The following is a 19,618-nucleotide window of genomic DNA, read 5'->3' as shown; positions in this document are numbered from 1 at the left end:
AAGGCCCAAAGACCGCAACAGCGCCGGAATTCGGATTTTTGCGCGAAACCCCGCGGTTTCAGGCGCCCGGCTTGGGCTGCGGCTCGACCACACGCATGTGCAGTTCGCGCAGCTGCTTGGCCTCGGCCGGCGACGGGGCCCCCATGAGAAGGTCTTCCGCGCGCTGGTTCATCGGGAACAGCGTGATTTCACGCAGGTTCTGCGCCCCGCACAGGAGCATGACGATGCGATCGACACCGGCCGCCATGCCACCGTGCGGCGGAGCGCCGTACTGGAACGCGCGGTAGAGACCGCCGAAGCGCTCCTCCACATCCGCCTTCGACAGGCCGACCTTCTCGAAGGCGGCGACCATCAGTTCGGGATCCTGGTTACGGATCGAGCCCGAGGCGATTTCGAAGCCATTGCAGACGAGGTCATACTGGTAGGCCTTGATCGTGAGCGGATCCTGCCCCTCGAGCGCGTCCATGCCGCCCTGCGGCATCGAGAACGGGTTGTGCGCGAAGTCGACCTTCTTGTTGTCCTCGTCCCATTCGAAGAACGGGAAGTCGACAATCCAGCACAGCTCGAAGCGGTCCTTGTCGATGAGGTCGAGCTGCTCGGCAACGCGGGTGCGCGCAAGACCAGCCAGCTTGGCAGCCTGCTCGGCCTTGCCTGCAGCAAAGAACACGCCGTCATTGGGACCAAGGCCCAGCGCCTCGATCAGCGCCGCGGTCTTTTCCTCGCCGTGGTTCTTGGCGATCGGGCCACCCGGAGCGCCGTCCTTGATGTTGATGTAGCCAAGGCCCGAGAAACCTTCGCCGCGCGCCCAGGCGTTCATGTCGTCGAAGAACTTGCGGCTGCCCGCGCCCGCACCCGGTGCGGGGATCGCACGGATAACACCGCCGCCCGCGACGATTCCGGCAAAGATGCCGAAGCCCGATTCGACGAAGTGCTCGGTCACGTCCTTGATCAGGATCGGGTTGCGCAAGTCCGGCTTGTCCGACCCATAGTCGAGCATCGACTGGGCATAGGGAATGCGGCGGAATTCACCGGTCGGCGTCACCGGCTTGTCGCCCGCGAATTCGGCGAAGATGCCCTGGATCACCGGCTCCATCGTCTCCCAAACCTCTTCCTGGGTGACGAAGCTCATCTCGAGGTCGAGCTGGTAGAACTCGCCCGGCAGGCGGTCGGCGCGCGGGTCCTCGTCGCGAAAGCACGGCGCGATCTGGAAGTAGCGATCAAAGCCAGCGACCATCAGCAGCTGCTTGTACTGCTGGGGGGCCTGCGGCAGCGCGTAGAACTTGCCCGCATGGATGCGGCTGGGCACGAGGAAATCGCGCGCACCTTCGGGCGAGGAGGCGGTCAGGATCGGCGTCGAGAACTCGGTGAAGCCAATGCCTTCCATGCGGCGGCGCATGTCCGAGATGATCTTGGTGCGCTTGACGATGTTCGCGTGAAGCGTCTCGCGGCGCAAGTCCAGAAAGCGGTACTTGAGGCGGATGTCCTCGGGGTATTCCTGCTCGCCGGCGACCGGCATGGGCAGTTCGGCCGCCTTGCCCAGCACCGTGACCGAGCGGGCGTAGACCTCGATCTCGCCGGTCGGGAGGTTCGGGTTCACCGTCTCGGGCGTGCGGGCCTTGACCGTGCCCTCGATGGTCACCACCGATTCAAGGCGCATGCCGTCGAGGATCGCCAGCGCGGGGCTGTCGCTGTCGGTCACGACCTGGGTCATGCCGTAATGGTCGCGCAAGTCGACGAACAGCACGCCGCCGTGGTCGCGCTTGCGATGGACCCAACCCGACAGGCGGACCGTCTGGCCAACTTCGGCCGCCGTCAACGCGCCGCAGGTGTGGGAACGATAGGGATGAGTCATGGATCGAGGCTTCTTCTTCGCGAAAACGTGGGTTCTGGTGCGGTCCCCTAGCCCGGTGGCGTTGCGATTTCCAGCCACGGATTGATCGCCCCGCAAAGGATCTACGCGTAACCCCATATAAACCATTCGCCGATAAGCCCTCAAAGCAGGGTCGAATGGAGTGTTGAATGTTGGCTGAGGTCGCGATTGAAAGCGCGCAGAACTCTGCGCTGCGCCGTTCGATCGAGGACATGATCCGAGGCAGGCGCGCGCGCGAGGCCGCCGACATGCTGCGCGACCTGCTTGCGCCGCTGTGTTCGGGACAAGCCCCCCTGCCCGCCAATTTCCTCGACGTGGATGCCGGTTCGATCTCCTTCGTGGGCTGGAACATGTTGGCCGACGCCATCTGGAAGCTCGACCAGTGCGGAGAGCCCGTTTCGGCGATCTCGCTCGAACTCGACGCGCATCGCATCGGCGAGCACGATGGCGAGCCGGTTCTCGCCACGCGCTTCTACTTCGATACCGCCTGGCCCTTTTCCGAATGCAGCTTCGAGGAACTGCGCGAAGGCTTCAACGACTTCGGCTCGGCCTGGCACAACGAACACGCCGATGCCGACGACGACATCGTGGGCATCGACGGACTCGGCGCGATGGCCGAAGCGCTTGCGCGCCTCGCCAAGACCAATGCGCGCGCCGAAGACACCACCAGCACCACCATCCAGGCCCAATTCTTGGCGACGCTCTACATCGGCGTCCTGTTCCACCTTGCCGTCGACGACATGGCCCGTCGCACGGGCCTTCCGCGCCCTCTGGCGCTCCTCGCCGAAAGTGTGAGCCCGCACGCCGGGCTTTCCGCTCCCGTCATGGCCGCCGGTGAAGTGCCCGCCGCACGCAGCGAACGTCCGGCGATGAGCCACGCCCCCGAAATCGAAGACGCGACGGCCGCATCCGAGGCGCAGGCCGATTTCGCGACCGATGCCTCTGGCGCGACCACGGACCACACGGAGACGGTCTCGGCGCTGCTTGCACCGCAGGACGAGGAGCACGAGCACCGCGAAGACGAATCCAAGGCCTGGCACCTCCCGCCCCCTGGCATCCACACCACCGGAACGCAGTTGCGCCGTCGCTTCGTAACCGAGGAAAGCATTGCCGAATTGCAGGAAATGCGTCCCAAGGGCCTCTTCGCACGGCTCTTTCGTCGCCGATAATCGCATTCAAACGCGAATCGGATCATCGCCGCCGTTGATCCTCCCGCCCGTTCAGCGTAACGCCACACCCAAATGAAGATTCACAAACTGATCACGGACAGCGGCGAACTCGCCGAACTGTGCGAACGGCTCGCCAAATCCGACTTCGTCGCGGTCGACACCGAGTTCATGCGCGAGAACACCTATTGGCCAGAGCTGTGCCTGGTGCAGATCGCCAATACCGAGGAAGCGGCCGCCATCGACCCGCTGGCGAATGGTATCGACCTCACCCCGCTCCACGATTTGCTGACCGAGAATCACGACGTTCTCAAGGTCTTCCACGCGGGCGGGCAAGACGTCGAGATCATCTTCAACGCAACAGGCAAGACCCCCTCGCCGATTTTCGACACGCAGATCGCGATGATGGCGATCAGCCAGTCCGAGCAGATCGGCTATTCGAACCTCGTCGAATCGTGGCTCGGCCTCATCATCGACAAAGGCGCGCGCTTCACCGACTGGTCGCGCCGGCCGCTCACCGAACGCCAGATCGAATACGCGATCGGCGACGTGACGCACCTTTCCAAGATCTTCCCCAAGATTCTCAAGCGCCTGATCAAGACCGGCCGCGGCTCCTGGCTCAACCAGGAGATGGAAAAGCTCGCCGATCCGGAGAACTACCGCAACGATCCCACGCTCGCCTGGCGCCGGATCAAGGCAGCGGGCCGCAATCCCCAGATGCTCGGCCGCCTCAAGGCGATCGCCGAGTGGCGCGAGATCGAAGCCCAGGGCAAGAACATTCCGCGCGGTCGCATCGCCCGCGACGAGACGCTGGCCGACCTGGCCAGCCACCCGCCCAAGCAGCAGTCCGACCTCGCCAAGGTGCGCGGCCTCTCGCAAGGCTGGAAGGACAACGACATCGGCAAGCGCCTGATGACCACGATCGCCAAGGCCCAGCCACTGGATGACGACGAACTGCCCCCTCGCCAGCCGCGCGGCGCGCCGCTCGGCAAGGAAGGCGCGCTCGTTGCCGACCTGCTCAAGCTGCTGGTCAAAATCCGCGCGCGCGAGATCGACGTCGCCGCGCGCCTGCTCACCCGCAGCGACGAGCTGGAACTGCTTGCCGCCGGAATCCGCAAGAACCTGCCGATCCTGGAAGGCTGGCGCTACGAGGTCTTCGGCAAGGACGCACTCGAACTCGTCGAGGGGCGCCTTGCCTTCGCGGTCGAAAAGGGCCGCCTCAAGATGACCCGCGTAGGCGAGAATTCGGGCATCTTCGCCGAAGCCGGTGAGGAACCCGACGACGACGGCGAATCATGACGGTCTACCAGCCGACGCTGAAGCAGCTTCAGTACCTGGTAGCCCTGCACGAACACGGCCATTTCGGCCGCGCCGCCGAAGCCTGCTTCGTCTCGCAATCGACGCTTTCGGCAGGCCTGCGCGACCTCGAGACCCTACTCGACGTGACACTGGTCGAGCGCACCAAGCGCGCGGTGCGCTTCACCCCGCTCGGCAATGCCGTTGTCGAAAAGGCGCACCGCATCCTGCGCGAAACCGAGGAACTGTCCGAGCTCGTGCAGTCGAGCGGCAAGCCACTCTCGGGCGAAGTGCGCATGAGCGTGATCCCGACGATCGCGCCCTTCCTGCTGCCGCGCATGTTGCCGCGCCTGCGCCGTGAACGCCCGAACCTGAGGCTGTTCCTGCGCGAGGAGCCGAGCCAGGCCGCCATCGAATCGCTGCACCACGGGCGCGCCGACTGCGTCCTTCTTGCGCTTCCCTACGCCACGGGCGAGGTGGAGAAGGAGACGATCGAGCTCGATGCCTTCTTCGTCGCCTTCCCCGCCGACGATCCGCGCGATCCACCGCAGGAAGTCGGCCCCGACGTGATCGACGAGCACCGCCTGCTCCTTCTCGAGGATGGGCATTGCCTCAAGGACCATGCGCTCGCGGCCTGCAACCGGCCCGAACTGCGCGCTTCGGCGACGATGATCGGTACCTCGCTGCACACGCTGGTGCAGATGGTGGACAATGGGCTGGGCCTCACCATGCTGCCCGAAATGGCGCTCGATGCGGGAATCCTGAACGGAACCAACGTCGTCGCCCGCCCGCTCATCTCGCCCAACGCCAACCGCGAGATCGCGCTGGTCTGGCGCAAGAACTCGCCGCGTTCAGACGAATTCCGGATGCTCGCGGACGAATTGCGCGCGGGCTGAACGGCCTTCAGGCGAGGCCCGAGGCGGCCTCGCGCGAGGCTCCAAACTGGAGCGCCACGCAGCACAAGCTGACGACGATGCCCAGCGCCGAGACGCCCGGCCAGCCGAAATGCGTCCACGACGCCATGCCAAGCGCCGAGGCAAGGCCTCCTGCGGCGAACATGCTGGTCATGTAGACGGTATTGATTCGCGAACGCGCATCGGGCCTGAGCGCATAGATGATGCTCTGGTTCGATATCTGGCTCGACTGGACTCCGAAATCGAGCGCAATCACGCCCAGCATCAGGCCCGCAAGACTGTCCCAGAAGGCAAAGACCAGCCAAGAGGCGAGCGTCGTCAGGGCGGCGAGCAGGATCACCTGGCGCGGCCCCTTGCGGTCGGCAATACGCCCGGCGACGGGTGCGGCCAACACGCCGACCACCCCCAGCACGCCGAACAGTCCGGCGACCTGCGGACCGTAGCCGAATCGGCTTTCCAGCCGGAAGGCCAGAACCGTCCAGAAGATGCTGAACACCCCGAACTGGCAGCACTGGATGAAGGTGGCCCGGCGCAACGTGGGATAGTCGCGCCACAAGCCGACCAACGAGCGCAGCGTCTCACGGTAGCTGCCGCCTTTCGCCGCCGGCTCGCTATGCGGCAGCTTGAGCGCGAGCAGAGAGGCAATGCCCAGCGCCAGCGGCGCCGCGATCCAGAACATCTCGCGCCAGCCCAGATACTGCGCGACGAAGCCCGCCACGGTTCGGCTGAGGAGAATGCCGCAGAGCAGTCCGGCCATGACGATCCCGATCACCTGCCCGCGGCGCTCCGAGGGCGCGAGGTCCGCCGCAAGCGGAACGATCTGCTGCGCCACCGAACCGAACGTGCCGACCAGCAGCGAGGCGGCCAGGATCGGCATCGCCCCGGGGGCCAGCGCCACGCCCGCACAGGCCAGCGCGAGGGCAAGGCATTGCAGAAGGATCAGGCGCTTGCGCTCGACCAGATCGCCGAGGGGAACGAGGAAGAGCAGCCCCAGCGCATAACCGATCTGCGTTGCCGTCGGGACATACGCTACGGCCGGATCGCGCAAGTCGCCCTGCATCTGCTCGAGCATGGGCTGGCTGTAGTAGATGTTCGCCACGGTCACTCCGGCCGCCACGGCCAGGACGGCGACGACACCGCGGCTCAGAACGTGGGGCGAGGAAGCGGGGGACGAGATGGCTGGGCTCCGGAAATGTCGGCGAGGATCAGCCTACGCCTGTCCCGCAGATATGGTGCGAGGGCTCCGGGCGCGATTGCAACGAGCGCAAGCCTTCGCGCGCGCGCCGCACGCGGATCAATCCATGTGCTTGAGACCGACCCGCAAGTAATCCCACCCGGTAACGAGAGTGAGCGCCGCGGCAGCCCACAGAGTGGTGAGGCCCACGGTATGCGGAATGTTGATCTCGATCCCGGCGAAGGGCGTGTTCCACCAGGGCATGGCCCGCCCCAGGATCAGCGCGCCAAGCGAAACCATCTGGAAGGTCGTCTTCCACTTGGCGAGCTTGCTGACCGGGATCGAGACCCGCAAGGGCCCCAGAAACTCGCGCAGGCCCGAGACCGCGATCTCGCGGATCAGAATGACCAGCCCTGCGATCACGTGCATGTCGCCCACGTAAGGGCCGCGCAGGATGCCTTGCGCGGTCAGCACGAGAATCACCGCCGCGACCATGATCTTGTCCGCGATCGGATCGAGGAAGATACCGAGTTTCGAGACGGTCCCGCTCGAGCGCGCAAGATAGCCGTCGAAATAGTCGGTAATGCCCATCAGGCAGTAGAGACCGAAGGCCAGAGCGTAGCCAAATCCCCACGTCGGCCACCACAGCAGGAAAGCCAGCAGCGGCACCGCGAATATGCGCGAAAGCGTCAGAATGTTGGGTAGCGTCAGCATGTCGCTGCCCCATAGCCGGGAATCCCTGTCGGAATAAAGTGCCGATCGGGGGTTGCGGCATCGGCCCACCGCTTTATGGGTCCGGACAACCTGAACGGCCAGAGACCGGCAAGACCCTATACATGACGCAATCGATCCAGCTGATCCGCGCGCGACGCTTCCTTCCGTTATTCGTCACCCAGCTGCTGGGCGCGTTCAACGACAACCTGTTCAAGAACGCGATGGTCCTCTTCGTGGTCTACAGCGTCTACAACTCGGAATCCTCCGAGGCGATCTTCAGCGCCGTCGCCTCGCTGATCTTCGTGATGCCTTTCTTCCTGTTTTCCGCTCTGGCCGGCCAGCTTGCCGACATGCGCGACAAGGCGGCGATCATTCGCACCATCAAATTGTGCGAGATCCTGATCATGCTGGTGGGAGGCCTGGGCCTCGCGCTCGCCTGGAAGGGCATCGCCATGCACACGCTGGCGATCCCTCTGCTGCTTGTCGCCGTCTTCGCGATGGGCGTCCATTCCACCTTCTTCGGGCCCATCAAGTACGCGATCCTGCCCCAGCACCTCGAGCGCGAGGAAGTGCTCGCGGGCACCGGCCTGGTCGAGGCGGGCACCTATCTTGCCGTGCTGGCGGGGACCATCGTCGCGGGCTGGGTCAGTGTCGATGCCGCCGCGATCGGCGTGATCGGCGTTGCCATCGTGGGGTATATCTCGGGCCGCAGCGTTCCACCGGCCCCTCCGATCGGAAAGGTCGAGCCGCTCGACTTCCATCTCGTACGTGCGCCGGTCCGCCTCATCCGCTCGACGCTGAGCGATCGACGGGTCTATCTCGCGGTCTGTTCGATCAGCTTCTTCTGGGCGCTCGGCACGATCCTGTTCATCCAGTTCCCGCCGCTCGCCAAGAACATCCTGATGGCCGCCAAGGAAGTGGCCAGCCTGTTCCTGGTGATCTTCTCGGTGGGCATCGCGATCGGCTCGATCGTGATCAATGCCCTGCTCAAGGGCAAAGTCTCGGCCCGCTGGTCGCCGATTGCGGTGATCGCTATGGCCCTGTGCCTGTTCGCCTTCGAACTGGTCTGCGAGGCCTGGCATGCCAATTCCAGCCAGGCCGGCCTGATGGACGTCGCGACGTTCGTTGTGCAGCCGCTCGCCGTTCCGCTGATGCTCTCGCTACTGGGCGTGGCGATCGCGGGAGGAATGTTCGTGGTCCCGCTTTACGCCTTCCTCACAACCTTCGTCGAGAAATCGCAGACGGCGCGCACGATCGCGGCGAACAACGTCGTCAATTCAGGCGCGATGGTCCTGGGCGGCGCAATCGCCGTCGCGATGAACTTCTGCGGGCTGCCGATCGTCAAGCAGTTGCTGGTCGTCTCGGTCTCGTGCCTCGCCTCGGCCTGGCTTGCCCATCGCCTGTACCGCGCGGAGCGGCAGGCGGTCGAGCCAGCCCCCGCGCGCTAGAGGATGAACGCGAAGATCGCGACGAACGAGGCGCAATAGGCGGCAAGAAAGCGCTGCCAGTCCCCACCGTTCAGTTTCCAGAGCCGGGCCGCTTCGGCATCGGCGTCGGCATCCCTGCACACCGGCACTGCCAGCACATGCGGCGGCAGGGACCGACGGAAAGGATGTCCGGCATCTTCGGATGTGAGGACCAGGGTGCGGCGCTTCGTGGATTTCATGCCCTCATGGTTAACAAATCATTTACGCCGTTGCCAAGATGGATGATGCCACCTTCCCATAACGGGACGAGGGCCGGCGCGAGAGCGCAGCACAACCCGTAGAAATACCTATTAAAATTGTCGGATAACGACGAAAAAGGGCCGCCAATGGCGACCCTTTCCAGATCTTCGGGCTAGCCCGAAGACAATCGTGCGACAATGGTCAGACGCGGTCGCCGACGGCGCCCTTTACCTTGCCCATGCCCTGCTGGAGTTCGCCCTTGCGTTCCTGCATCTTGCCTTCGGCCTTCTGCGCGGGATCGTTGCGGACATCACCGGCGACCTGCTTGGCGTTGCCGGCGGCTTCGTTGGCGAGACCCTTGACGGTATCCTTGAGCTGACCCATGATCATATCTCCTTGTTAAAGCGCGATAAACTCAGCGCCTTTCACAAGAGAGAACGTCGCTTGGTGCCGTTGCGTTCCTGAGCTGGGATGACCCGGTGCTGGCGTGAGACAAGCGGCCAATCCGCCTCATCCCCCCGCGAGTTCGAGAATATGCTGCCATTCCTCGGGCGTGACTTCGCTGACCGAGAGGCGCGAAAGCTTGACCAGTTCCATCTCAGCCAAAGCCGGGTCCCCCTTGGCCTGCGTGAGCGTGACGGCGCGGGCCAGTTTGCGTACCGGCTTGACCTTCACCGCTGCCCACTTGCCCTCCGGATCGGTCGGGTCGGCAAGACCGGACGCGCTGATCGCGACGATGCCGACGATCTCGCGCCCTTCGTTCGAGTGGTAGAAGAACGCTTCGTCGCCCACCTGCATGGCGCGCAGGTTGTTCGCCGCACGGTGGTTGCGAACACCATCCCAGGTCCCTTCCCCCTCGGCGACAAGGTGCCGCCACCCATAGACGTCGGGTTCCGATTTCAACAGCCAGTAGCGCTTTGCCATGCGGGGCCTTTCCGTTTCGACTAAGTCCGACAAAACCTCTAAAGCGGCCCCATATACGATTCTTAATGGAAATGTACCTGCCATGGACCTCGCCAATATCCCCGTCCTGAGCCTGTCGGCCGACCGCGACGAACTGCCCGCCCGCATCGGGGCCTCGTTTCGCACCTTCGGCTTCGCCATGATCCGCGATCATGGCATCGACCAGGACCTCATCGACCGCGCCTGGGCCTTGACCCGCGCGTTCTTCGAACTGCCCGAAGAGACGAAGCGCGCCTACTACCTGCAGGGCAAGTCGGGCGCGCGCGGCTATACGCCGTTCCGCACCGAAGTGGCCAAGGGCGCCACCGAGAAGGACCTCAAGGAATTCTGGCACGTCGGGCGCGACCTGCCCGAAGGTTCGCCGCTTTCCGATTCGATGCCGCCCAATGTCTGGCCCGGCGAGATCGAAGGGTTCGAGGAGACGTTCAAGACGCTCTATGCCCGTTTCGACGAAGTCGGCGCGCAGATTCTCTCCGCGATCGCCGTCGATCTGGGTCTTGCCCCCGAATGGTTCGATCCCGCGATCGACGACGGCAATTCGGTCCTTCGCCTGCTGCACTATCCGCCCGTGGCCGAAGGCGCCGGTGGCGCGATCCGCGCGGGCGCACACGAGGACATCAACCTCATCACCTTGCTTCTGGGGGCCGAGGAAGCCGGTCTCGAACTGCTTGACAAGAATGGCGAGTGGCTCTCGGTCGCTCCACCCGAGGGCGCAATGGTCGTCAACATCGGCGACATGCTGCAGCGCCTGACCAACAACGTCCTGCCCTCGACCACGCACCGCGTGCGCAACCCCGACGGCGAACGGGCGCGTTTCAGCCGTTACTCGATGCCCTTCTTCCTGCATCTGCGCAGCGACTTCCCCTTCGTCACGCTGCCGCAATGCATCAGCGCCGAAAACCCGGATCGCTACCCCGAGACGATCACCGCCGACGACTATCTGCAGGAACGTCTTCGCGAAATCGGCCTGAAGGCCTGAAATCCTTTGCATCACCCCGAACGCCTGAGGTGATCCCCTCTTCGCATTTTAGCGAATTTAACCAAAATTTCAGGGGATCCCCTTAGGTCTGAGGGCATCTGATCGATGCAGGGGGCTGGTTTTGAACGCCAAGGTCGCGACGGCCGTTGATTTCAATGACGATTCATCGACCAAGCGGCCGGTGGACGTCGTCGCACTGGGAATCGTCACCGCCGCGATTCTCCTGTTCGTTGCCACCGGCAGTGTCGTTGGACCTGACATCGTGCGCTCGTTCATGGGCGTGGGTTCGGGGCCGGACCACTTCATCCTCAACGCTTTCCTGCTCAACATCGCGATCATCATCTTCGGATGGAGCCGCTACCGGCAGTTGAACGCCGAGCTCGAACAGCGCACCCGCGACGAGGCCGCCGCGCGCCGGCTCGCCGAGACCGATCCGCTGACCGGCTTCTTCAACCGTCGCAGCTTCAACTTGCGCGTCGACACCATGATTGCCGAGGCCCATGCCTGCGGCCGCGCCGTCGCGTTGCTGATGATCGACCTCGACAACTTCAAGCAGGTCAACGACTTCAACGGACATGCCGCGGGCGACCAGTTGCTGCGCCAATGCGCCTCGCGCATCCGCGAGGTAGTCCCTGCCGGAAGCATCGTCGCGCGCATCGGCGGCGACGAGTTCGCCATCGCGATCAACTACCTCCCGGCCCAGAGCGCGCATCTGAACCGACTTTCGGAGATCCTGCTCAAGCAAGTCGCGCGCACCATGCGCATTGGCGACTCGGCGGCCGAAGTCACCGCCTCGATCGGCCTCGCCGGCTCGATGGCGCGCAATCCCTCGGACATCGCGGTGTCGGCGCGCTCGCTGCTCGAATACGCCGACGTCGCGATGTACCATGCCAAGCACCGGGGCCGGAACGCCTACGCCTGGTTCGAACCGCAGATGGCCGAAGAGCTGCACTTGCGCACCGAACTGGAGGACAAGATCCGCAAGGCCATCGCCGACCGCGAGTTCGTGCCCTACTACGAGCGCCAGATCGAGCTGCGCAGTGGCAAGCTGACCGGATTCGAGATGCTTGCGCGCTGGAAATCGCCCGAACTGGGGATCGTCTCGCCCGAAATCTTCATTCCCATCGCCGAGGACATCGGTGCGATCGCGGAAATGTCGGAGGGCTTGATTCGCAAGGCGCTCGAGGACGCGAAGCTGTGGGCACCGCAGCTGACGCTTTCGGTCAACATTTCGCCGCTGCAGTTGCGCGACCCCTGGTTCGCGCAGAAGCTGCTCAAGATCCTGCTCGAGGCCAATTTCCCGCCCGAACGTCTCGAGATCGAGATCACCGAAAGCTGCCTGCACCATAACGTTGGTCAGGTTCGTTCGCTGCTCACCAGTCTCAAGAACCAAGGCATCAAGGTCAGCCTCGACGATTTCGGCACCGGCTACAGTTCGCTCGCGCAGCTGCGCAGCCTGCCCTTCGACCGCATGAAGATCGATCGCAGCTTCGTCGAGAAAGTCCACGAAGATCGCGACAGCGCGGCCATCGTGCGCGCAATGGCCATGCTCGGCGAAGGCCTGCGCCTTCCGGTGACCGCCGAAGGGATCGCCAACGCCGAGATACTCGAGGAACTCAAGACCTTCGGAGACCTCAAGGGGCAGGGACACTATTTCGGCGTTCCTCGCCCGGCCGAGGAATTGAGCGAATGGCTCGCCTCCGAGGAAATCCGCAGCCTGCGCGCCGCCGCCACGGTTTCGCAAGAGGATGCGCCTCCCTCCGTGACCATGCTCGACGCCAAGACCGCCACCGGCGCCTTGAGTTCCGGACGGCGCTGATCACGACAGGCCGGCCTGCCGGGACCAGCCTATTGCAAAAAGCTGGACCAATCCGCCCGGAATACCTAGATCGCGCTCCATGCGGATCGACTTCATCAAGATGCATGGCCTCGGCAACGATTTCGTCGTTCTCGACGCGCGCACGCAGCCCCTGCCCGTCATCGACGGCAGCATCGCCAGTGCGCTCGCCGACCGGCATACCGGGATCGGCTGCGACCAGTTGCTGGTGCTCGAGCCCTGCGATGGCGCCGACTTTCGCATGCGCATCTTCAATCCCGATGGCAGCGAGGTCGAGGCCTGCGGCAACGCCACGCGCGCGGTCGGCCTGCTCCATGGCAAGCCCGCACGGATCGAGACGCTCGGCGGCCTGGTCCAGGCCAATCCGTCCGAGACCGGCATCGCCGTCGAGATGGGCACGCCCCGTTTCGACTGGGACCGCATCCCCCTTGCCTACGCGATGGACACCCATGCGATGCCCGTCGCCTGGGAAGAGCTCGTCAATCCGTCCGCCGTCAACGTCGGCAACCCGCATGCGATCTTCTTCGTCGAGGATCCCTACGCCATCGACATGGCGCGCCTGGGCCCTCTGATCGAAAACGACCCGATCTTCCCCGAACGCGTCAACGTGAACGTCGCGGGGATAACAAGCCGCGAGGCAATCACGCTCCGGGTCTGGGAACGCGGCGCGGGCCTCACGCGTGCCTGCGGCACCGGCGCCTGCGCGACCGCCATCGCGGCCATGCGGCGCGGTCTCGTCGAGCGCCGGGTCGCGGTGACGCTTCCGGGCGGCACCTTGCAGATCGAATGGCGCGAGGACGGCATGATCGTGATGACCGGCCCGGCAACCGAGAGCTACCGCGGTTCGTTCGACGCCGCCAGCTTCGGCTTCGCCGCCGAGCGCAGCGCGGGAACCGGGATTCCCGCTTGAGCGTCGAAGTTCATTCGCTGGGTTGCCGGCTGAATATTTCCGAAAGCGAGGACATGCGCGCGCTGCTGCGCGAGGCCGACGATCTCGTCGTCATCAATTCCTGCGCGGTCACTGCCGAGGCCGTTCGCCAGACCCGCCAGGCGATCCGCCGCGCGCGCCGGGCGCGACCCGAAGCGCGCATCGTGGTAACCGGCTGCGCCGCCGAAATCGAACGCGACGCACTCGCCGCCATGCCCGAAGTGGACGGCCTCGTCGCGAATGGGTCCAAGCTCGACCCGCGCGCCTGGAACGCCCCCCTCCCCGCGGCTCGCGAGCGCAAGGCGGGCTATACGCGTGGCTTCGTGCAAGTGCAAAATGGCTGCGACCATGCCTGCACGTTCTGCGTGATTCCGCGCGGGCGCGGCGCCAGTCGCTCGCGCAGCCTCATCGAGGCGCTTGAGGACATCGCCGTGCACGTAGCAGCCGGGGTGCGCGAAGTGGTGCTCACCGGCGTCGACCTGACCTCCTGGGGGCAGGACCTTCCGGGGACCCCGCGCCTCGGCGACTTGTGCACGGCCATTCTGGACCGCTTTCCCGACCTGCCGCGCCTGCGCCTGTCGTCGATCGACGGCGCCGAAGTCGATCCGCGGCTGTTCGACCTGATCGCGCACGAACCGCGCGTGATGCCGCACGTGCACCTCTCGCTCCAGCACGGTGACGACCTCATCCTCAAGCGCATGAAGCGCCGCCACAGCCGCGCCGATGCGCTCGCTCTCGTCGACGGTCTGCGCGCGCGGCGCCCCGGACTTGTCGTCGGGGCCGATCTCATGGCCGGATTTCCGACCGAGGACGAGGCGGCGCACGCAGCGAACCTCTCCATCATCGCCGAACTTGGCGTCGTCCACGGCCATGTCTTTCCCTATTCCGCCCGCCCCGACACGCCCGCCGCGCGCATGCCCGCCGTCGATCCCGCCACGATCCGGCGCCGCGCGCGCGAATTGCGCGACGCGGTGTCGAAAGAGCGTGCGCGCTGGCTTGCCGCACAGGTCGGCCAGCCGCTATGGGTTCTCGCCGAAAAGGATGGTACCGGGCACGCCGAGAATTTCGCGCGAGTCCGACTGCCGCAAGGGACTGTCCCGGGCACCGTGCTGTGCCTGACACCCGCCCACGTGATCGAAGGAATATTGGAAGCATGAGCGACACCACCCCACCGAGTGGAGGGCCCGCCGAAACGCAAGACGGCGACTGGTCCAACCGGCTCTTTGGCGGGTTTCGCAAGACCTCCGAGCGCCTGACCGGCAACCTGGCGGGCATCGTCGGCGGCGGGCGTCTCACCGAAGCCCAGCTCGACGACCTCGAGGACGCGCTGATCATGTCCGACCTCGGCCCGCGCGCGGCCGCCCGCATCCGCGAGCGACTGGCGAACGAACGCTTCGAACGCGACGCCGACGAGCGCGCGATCATGGAAGTGGTCGCCCGCGAGATCGCCGAAATCCTGCGCCCGGTCGCGAAGCCGCTCGACATCGTCGCCTTCCCACGTCCTCAGGTGATCCTCACCATCGGCGTCAACGGCTCGGGCAAGACCACCACCATCGCCAAGCTCGCACACTTGTTCCAGGAACAGGATTACGCGGTCATGCTGGCGGCGGGTGACACCTTCCGCGCCGCTGCGATCGGCCAACTTGCGGTCTGGGCCGATCGCCTCGACGTGCCCATCGTCAAGGGCCCCGAAGGCGGTGATCCCGCCTCAGTGGTGTTCGATGCGGTCAAGGCCGCCACCGACGACGGCACCGACGTCCTCATCGTCGACACCGCCGGGCGCCTCCAGAACAAGCGCGAGCTGATGGACGAGCTAGCCAAGGTGCGCCGCGTACTTGGCCGCCTCAACCCCGAGGCGCCGCACGACGTCGTACTCGTGCTCGATGCCACCAATGGGCAGAACGCCCTCTCGCAGATCGAAACCTTCAAGGAAGTCGCCGGCGTCACCGGCCTGATCATGACCAAGCTCGATGGCACCGCACGCGGCGGCGTACTGGTCGCGGCGGCCGAACAGTACGGCCTGCCGATCCACGCCATCGGCGTGGGCGAGACGATCGACGACCTCCGCCCCTTCAACCCGGACCTGCTGGCGCGGGTCATCGCAGGAATCGCGTAAATGACGACCGACAAGGACACGGGCACCGGGGCCGAGGCCCCCGCGACGCCGAAGTCCAGCTGGATCAACCTGGTGGTCGATTTCGGCCCGCTCTTGATCTTCTTCCTCGCCTACCGCCACTTTTCGCCCGCCGAGAGCGGCGACACGCTCGGCACGGTTTCGGCCGTCATCAAGGGCACTGTCGCCTTCATGGGGGCGACCGTGGTCGCACTTGGCCTTTCCAAATGGCGCCTGGGCAAGATTTCACCGATGCTCTGGCTGACCACCGCGCTGATCCTCGGCTTCGGCACGCTGACGGTGATCTTCCGCGAGGCGATCTGGATCCAGCTCAAGCCCACCGCCGTCTACCTGATGTTCTCGGTCGTGCTCTTCATCGGGCTGGCCAAGGGCAAGCCGATGCTCAAGTATCTCCTCCAGGCCGCATTCGAGGGATTGAACGAGGAAGGCTGGATCAAGCTGTCGCGCAATTGGGCCTGGTTCTTCCTCGTCCTTGCCATCGCCAACACCGCGCTTGTCTACACCGTCAGCTTCGACGCCTGGCTCCAGGCCAAGGTCTGGGGCTTCACGGTCGCCTCGTTCCTGTTCACCTTCTCGCAGCTGCCGATGGTCCTGCGCCACGGCATGGGCCAGGATACCGCGCGCGAGGAACTGCTCGACAATCCGCCCCACGATTGAACGATCTGCCGGACCACCGGCCAAACGCACGACGACGAAGCGGGCCCTTCCCTCATCCGGAAGGCGCCCGCTTTTTTATCCTATTGGCCGGCCAGGGCGAGCGCGAGGCCGTACTGAGCAAGGGCAAAGACGCCGTGGTTGACGACCACCAGCACGAGACTGCGACCGCGATGCGGTGATTGCGAGGCGAAAAAGCCGCCACCCAGCGCCGGAGAAAGAATCGCAAGGCCCGCCAGCGAGCTCACCACGACGCCGATGATCAGGAAAGGACCAAGGCGCGGCGCATCGAGCAGGGCCGCGCCCCAGACGAGCGGATAGGCCGCCGCGTAGAGAAGGCCTACCAGATAGTGAAAAGCCCAACCCAGCGCGTGCGGGCCCGGCCCAGGTGCCCTGCCCGGCCTCGGCCGATAGCACAGCCTGCCACGCATCAGGCCGCAGAGCCAATCGCCCACCACGCGCCAGCTCGTCCCCGAAACGCCCAACGCGACGCGCAGGAACACGATCCACAGGTCGAGCGCCGCCGTGGCTCCGATGCCGACCACGGCGACGAACGAGACGATCTGCATGGACATGGAAAATCAAATCTCGAGCTGGCTGCCCAGTTCGACCACTCGGTTGGTGGGGAGGCGGAAGAAAACCATCGCGCTTGCCGCGTTGCGCATCATCCACGCGAAGAGCTTTTCGCGCCAGATCGCCATGCCCGGCTTTTCGGAAGCCACCAGCGTCTGGCGCGACAGGAAGAAGCTGGTCTTCATCATCTCGAAGGGCTGACCGCACATCTGGTTGTGCGCCAGCGCGGCGGGAATGTCGGTCTCTTCCATGAAGCCGTAGCGAAGCGTCATGCGGTAGAAGCCCTGGCCGAGGTCCTGAACCGAGTAGCGCTCGGACGATTCGACATAGGGCACGTCCTGGACTTCGACCGTCAGCACCACCACGCGTTCATGCAGGACCTTGTTGTGCTTGATGTTGTGGAGCAGCGCCGAAGGCACGCCCACGTTGCTGGACGCCATGAAGATTGCCGTGCCCGATACGCGCGTGGCGCTGCCATGCGCGCTCTTGGCGAAGACGTTGAGCGGCAGCGCGGCCTCGGTCATGCGGTCGCGCATGAGGCGCCGGCCCTTGTTCCAGGTCGTGAGCAGCGTGAAGGCCACCGCACCGATCATCAGCGGGAACCAGCCACCATCGGGGATCTTGGTCGCATTCGCGGCGAAGTAGGCACCGTCGACCACGAAGAACACGATCGCGACCGGGATCGCCAGCCACAGCTTCCAGCGCCACAGCACGATGAGCAGCACGGTCATTAGACAGGTGTCGATGAGCATCGCGCCGGTCACCGCGATACCGTAGGCCGAGGCGAGGTTCGACGAGTTCTGGAACACCAGCACCAGCACGATCACGCCGATCATCAGCGCCCAGTTCACGAAGGGGATGTAGATCTGGCCAACTTCGTGCTCGGACGTGTGGCGCGTCGACAGGCGCGGGATGAAGCCGAGCTGCATGGCCTGGTGGGTGATCGAGAAGGCGCCCGAGATCACCGCCTGGCTGGCGATGAAGGCGGCGCAGCTGACCAGGATCACCAGCGGCAGGCGCAGCGATTCGGGCGCGAGGTTGAAGAACGGGTTCTCCATCGCCAGCGCGGCCTGCGCATCATCGAGGCTGAGGATCATCGCAGCCTGGCCGAAGTAGTTGATCAGGAGGCACGGCATCACGAAGCCGAACCATGACAGGCGCATCGGGCCCCGGCCGAAGTGGCCCATGTCGGAATAGAGCGCCTCGGCCCCGGTCACGGCAAGGACCACCGAGCCGAGCGCGAGGAAGCCCAGGATCTTGTCGGTCAGGAAGAACTGGACCGCGTACCAGGGGTTCAGCGCCACGAGCACCTCGGGCATCTGCACCAGATGGTAGAGCCCCAGGACGGCCAGTACCGTGAAGTAGGCGACCATCACCGGCGCGAACAGCGCGCCGACTTTGGCCGTTCCACTCTTTTGCAGCACGAAGAGGCCAACCAGCAGGATCAAGGCGATCGGCAGGACGAAAGGCGACAGATTCGACTGGACGACGGTCAGGCCCTCGACCGCCGAAAGCACCGAAACGGCCGGTGTGATCATCGAGTCGCCGTAGAACAGCGCCGTCGCAAAGACCCCCAGCATGACGATGAGGCCGCCGTACCCCGAACGCCGGATCGCGCCCGAGATCAGCGCGACGAGCGCGAGGCTGCCGCCCTGCCCCTTGTTGTCCGCCCGCATCAGGATGCCGACGTACTGGACCGAAACGACCAGCGACATCGACCAGAAGATCAGGCTGACCACGCCCAGCACGTGAAGATCGTCGATCGCCAGCGGATGCGGGCCGACGAACGTTTCACGAAAGGCGTAGATCGGACTGGTGCCGATATCCCCGAAGACAACGCCCACTGCCCCGAAGGCCAGCTTTGCGATGTTTCCGGAAGAATGGCCGTGGGAGCCCTTGGCCCCGTTGTCGGATTGCACGTCACCGGTCGGCTCGATAGCCGTTCCAGCCCCGTTCATATCCGTAGTAGCATCACTCATTCGTGCGCCCCGTCTATGGACTCAAGACCCCGTTTCGCACTCGCGGCAAGGTTGAAGGCCGTTAGCAGCATGGCACATGCCTAGCAACGCTGCTCAATCACTTGGGCCCTCGGAAGGTTCCGTATTTTCTGTCGCGGTCGGGGCCGACGCTTTGGCCTGTGCCGCCAGAAACGCGTCCAGACGGCCCAGTTCAGCCGCAAGGACCGGGCGCCATTCGACATTTTCCGGCGTCCGTGCGAGCAGATCGCCCCAGAGCGCCTTCGCATCGGCAAAATTGCCGGACTGCGCCATGGCGAGACCGAGAAAGAACGGCGGCCCCGGCGCCTTGGGATCGGCCTTCGCCGCATGGCGGAAGGCATAGAGCGCGGCCGGCGTGAGGGCGCCTTCCGAATGCGCGACGAGCGCATTGGCGAGCGCGAGCCAGGCATCGCTGTCCTTGGGATCCTCGTCGACCGCGGCCAGCAACACGCTCGCCGCCTCCGCTGTCTGACCATTGCGGGCGAAGCCATCGGCGATCACGACATAGTGATTCGTCGGCGGAATCGTGCGGTTGGTGATCTTGCCGCGCGCGGTCACCAGGAACGCGGCGCTTTCGCCGCCGCGTTCCTCGGCCGCACTCGGGCTTGCAGGCATGCGCGGCGAGCCTTGCAGCGCATAGCCGGCCACGCCCAGCAGCAGCGCCGCGGCCACGGCCTCACGGCCACCGACGGGAACCTTGAGAACGAAGACCGCCAGCACGAAGGCGACCACCACCAGAAGGACAAGGAAAA

19 protein-coding genes are annotated in these 19,618 nt (G+C 65.0%); 10 read left to right on the top strand and 9 right to left on the bottom strand.

Annotated elements, in window-relative coordinates:
- Positions 1 to 58: 58 nt before the first annotated feature.
- Positions 59 to 1,852, bottom strand: coding sequence for an aspartate--tRNA ligase (aspS, locus tag HT136_RS06895; protein WP_214198846.1), 1,794 nt, complete (start codon positions 1,850 to 1,852; stop codon positions 59 to 61).
- Between the two features lie 167 nt (positions 1,853 to 2,019).
- Between aspS and HT136_RS06890 the strand changes: the two genes are divergently transcribed.
- From HT136_RS06890 to HT136_RS06880, 3 genes are all read left to right on the top strand, one after another.
- Positions 2,020 to 3,039 (top strand): hypothetical protein, encoded by a 1,020-nt coding sequence (locus HT136_RS06890; protein WP_214198845.1) that lies wholly within the window; start codon positions 2,020 to 2,022, stop codon positions 3,037 to 3,039.
- 72 nt (positions 3,040 to 3,111) lie between these two features.
- Entirely contained in the window at positions 3,112 to 4,335 is a 1,224-nt protein-coding gene (gene rnd / locus HT136_RS06885; RefSeq protein WP_214198844.1) for a ribonuclease D, read from the top strand.
- Positions 4,332 to 5,228 (top strand): hydrogen peroxide-inducible genes activator, encoded by an 897-nt coding sequence (locus HT136_RS06880; RefSeq protein ID WP_214198843.1) that lies wholly within the window; start codon positions 4,332 to 4,334, stop codon positions 5,226 to 5,228. Before rnd ends, HT136_RS06880 begins: the two co-directional genes overlap by 4 nt.
- A gap of 7 nt (positions 5,229 to 5,235) precedes the next feature.
- On the opposite strand, the gene HT136_RS06875 is transcribed toward HT136_RS06880, so the two are convergent.
- Both HT136_RS06875 and pgsA read right to left on the bottom strand, forming a co-directional pair.
- A complete protein-coding gene (locus HT136_RS06875; protein ID WP_343222126.1) occupies positions 5,236 to 6,363 on the bottom strand; it encodes an MFS transporter in 1,128 nt (375 codons plus the stop codon).
- A 177-nt stretch (positions 6,364 to 6,540) separates the two neighbouring features.
- Positions 6,541 to 7,134 (bottom strand): CDP-diacylglycerol--glycerol-3-phosphate 3-phosphatidyltransferase, encoded by a 594-nt coding sequence (gene pgsA, locus HT136_RS06870; RefSeq protein WP_214198842.1) that lies wholly within the window; start codon positions 7,132 to 7,134, stop codon positions 6,541 to 6,543.
- Positions 7,135 to 7,256: 122 nt separating this feature from the next.
- Here pgsA and HT136_RS06865 point away from each other — a divergent pair, with 122 nt between their 5' ends.
- Entirely contained in the window at positions 7,257 to 8,582 is a 1,326-nt protein-coding gene (locus HT136_RS06865) for an MFS transporter (RefSeq protein WP_214198841.1), read from the top strand.
- Here HT136_RS06865 and HT136_RS06860 read toward each other — a convergent pair.
- The 3 genes from HT136_RS06860 to HT136_RS06850 all read right to left on the bottom strand — a co-directional run bounded on the left by HT136_RS06860 (position 8,579) and on the right by HT136_RS06850 (position 9,725).
- Positions 8,579 to 8,800: a hypothetical protein gene (locus HT136_RS06860; protein ID WP_214198840.1), complete on the bottom strand. Its 222-nt coding sequence runs from the start codon at positions 8,798 to 8,800 to the stop codon at positions 8,579 to 8,581. The genes HT136_RS06865 and HT136_RS06860 overlap by 4 nt on opposite strands.
- A gap of 202 nt (positions 8,801 to 9,002) precedes the next feature.
- Entirely contained in the window at positions 9,003 to 9,185 is a 183-nt protein-coding gene (locus tag HT136_RS06855; protein ID WP_214198839.1) for a CsbD family protein, read from the bottom strand.
- A gap of 126 nt (positions 9,186 to 9,311) precedes the next feature.
- Positions 9,312 to 9,725, bottom strand: a complete 414-nt coding sequence (locus HT136_RS06850; protein ID WP_214198838.1) for an EVE domain-containing protein — start codon at positions 9,723 to 9,725, stop codon at positions 9,312 to 9,314.
- An 82-nt stretch (positions 9,726 to 9,807) separates the two neighbouring features.
- On the opposite strand from HT136_RS06850, the gene HT136_RS06845 reads away from it, so the two are divergent.
- The 6 genes from HT136_RS06845 to HT136_RS06820 all read left to right on the top strand — a co-directional run bounded on the left by HT136_RS06845 (position 9,808) and on the right by HT136_RS06820 (position 16,299).
- A complete protein-coding gene (locus tag HT136_RS06845; RefSeq protein ID WP_214198837.1) occupies positions 9,808 to 10,743 on the top strand; it encodes an isopenicillin N synthase family dioxygenase in 936 nt (311 codons plus the stop codon).
- Positions 10,744 to 10,864: 121 nt separating this feature from the next.
- Positions 10,865 to 12,562: a putative bifunctional diguanylate cyclase/phosphodiesterase gene (locus tag HT136_RS06840; RefSeq protein WP_214198836.1), complete on the top strand. Its 1,698-nt coding sequence runs from the start codon at positions 10,865 to 10,867 to the stop codon at positions 12,560 to 12,562.
- Positions 12,563 to 12,641: 79 nt separating this feature from the next.
- On the top strand, positions 12,642 to 13,490 hold the full coding sequence (gene dapF / locus HT136_RS06835) for a diaminopimelate epimerase (RefSeq protein ID WP_214198835.1): 849 nt from the start codon (positions 12,642 to 12,644) through the stop codon (positions 13,488 to 13,490).
- A complete protein-coding gene (locus HT136_RS06830) occupies positions 13,487 to 14,665 on the top strand; it encodes a MiaB/RimO family radical SAM methylthiotransferase (RefSeq protein WP_214198834.1) in 1,179 nt (392 codons plus the stop codon). The genes dapF and HT136_RS06830 overlap by 4 nt, the downstream gene beginning before the upstream one ends.
- Positions 14,662 to 15,624, top strand: coding sequence for a signal recognition particle-docking protein FtsY (gene ftsY / locus HT136_RS06825; protein ID WP_214198833.1), 963 nt, complete (start codon positions 14,662 to 14,664; stop codon positions 15,622 to 15,624). Before HT136_RS06830 ends, ftsY begins: the two co-directional genes overlap by 4 nt.
- Positions 15,625 to 16,299 (top strand): inner membrane-spanning protein YciB, encoded by a 675-nt coding sequence (locus HT136_RS06820; RefSeq protein WP_214198832.1) that lies wholly within the window; start codon positions 15,625 to 15,627, stop codon positions 16,297 to 16,299.
- 80 nt (positions 16,300 to 16,379) lie between these two features.
- On the opposite strand, the gene HT136_RS06815 is transcribed toward HT136_RS06820, so the two are convergent.
- The 3 genes from HT136_RS06815 to HT136_RS06805 all read right to left on the bottom strand — a co-directional run bounded on the left by HT136_RS06815 (position 16,380) and on the right by HT136_RS06805 (position 19,601).
- Positions 16,380 to 16,871: a DUF2938 family protein gene (locus HT136_RS06815; RefSeq protein ID WP_214198831.1), complete on the bottom strand. Its 492-nt coding sequence runs from the start codon at positions 16,869 to 16,871 to the stop codon at positions 16,380 to 16,382.
- A 6-nt stretch (positions 16,872 to 16,877) separates the two neighbouring features.
- Positions 16,878 to 18,848: a potassium transporter Kup gene (locus HT136_RS06810; protein WP_246543432.1), complete on the bottom strand. Its 1,971-nt coding sequence runs from the start codon at positions 18,846 to 18,848 to the stop codon at positions 16,878 to 16,880.
- Positions 18,849 to 18,941: 93 nt separating this feature from the next.
- Complete coding sequence (locus HT136_RS06805) at positions 18,942 to 19,601, bottom strand: tetratricopeptide repeat protein (protein WP_343222125.1); 660 nt, start codon at positions 19,599 to 19,601, stop codon at positions 18,942 to 18,944.
- Positions 19,602 to 19,618 lie beyond the last annotated feature (17 nt).

Source organism: Novosphingobium profundi (assembly GCF_018491765.1).
GTDB classification, from domain to species: domain Bacteria; phylum Pseudomonadota; class Alphaproteobacteria; order Sphingomonadales; family Sphingomonadaceae; genus Novosphingobium; species Novosphingobium profundi.
Note: the sequence above shows the minus strand (reverse complement) of the source record. Positions and strands in the feature narration are given on the sequence as shown.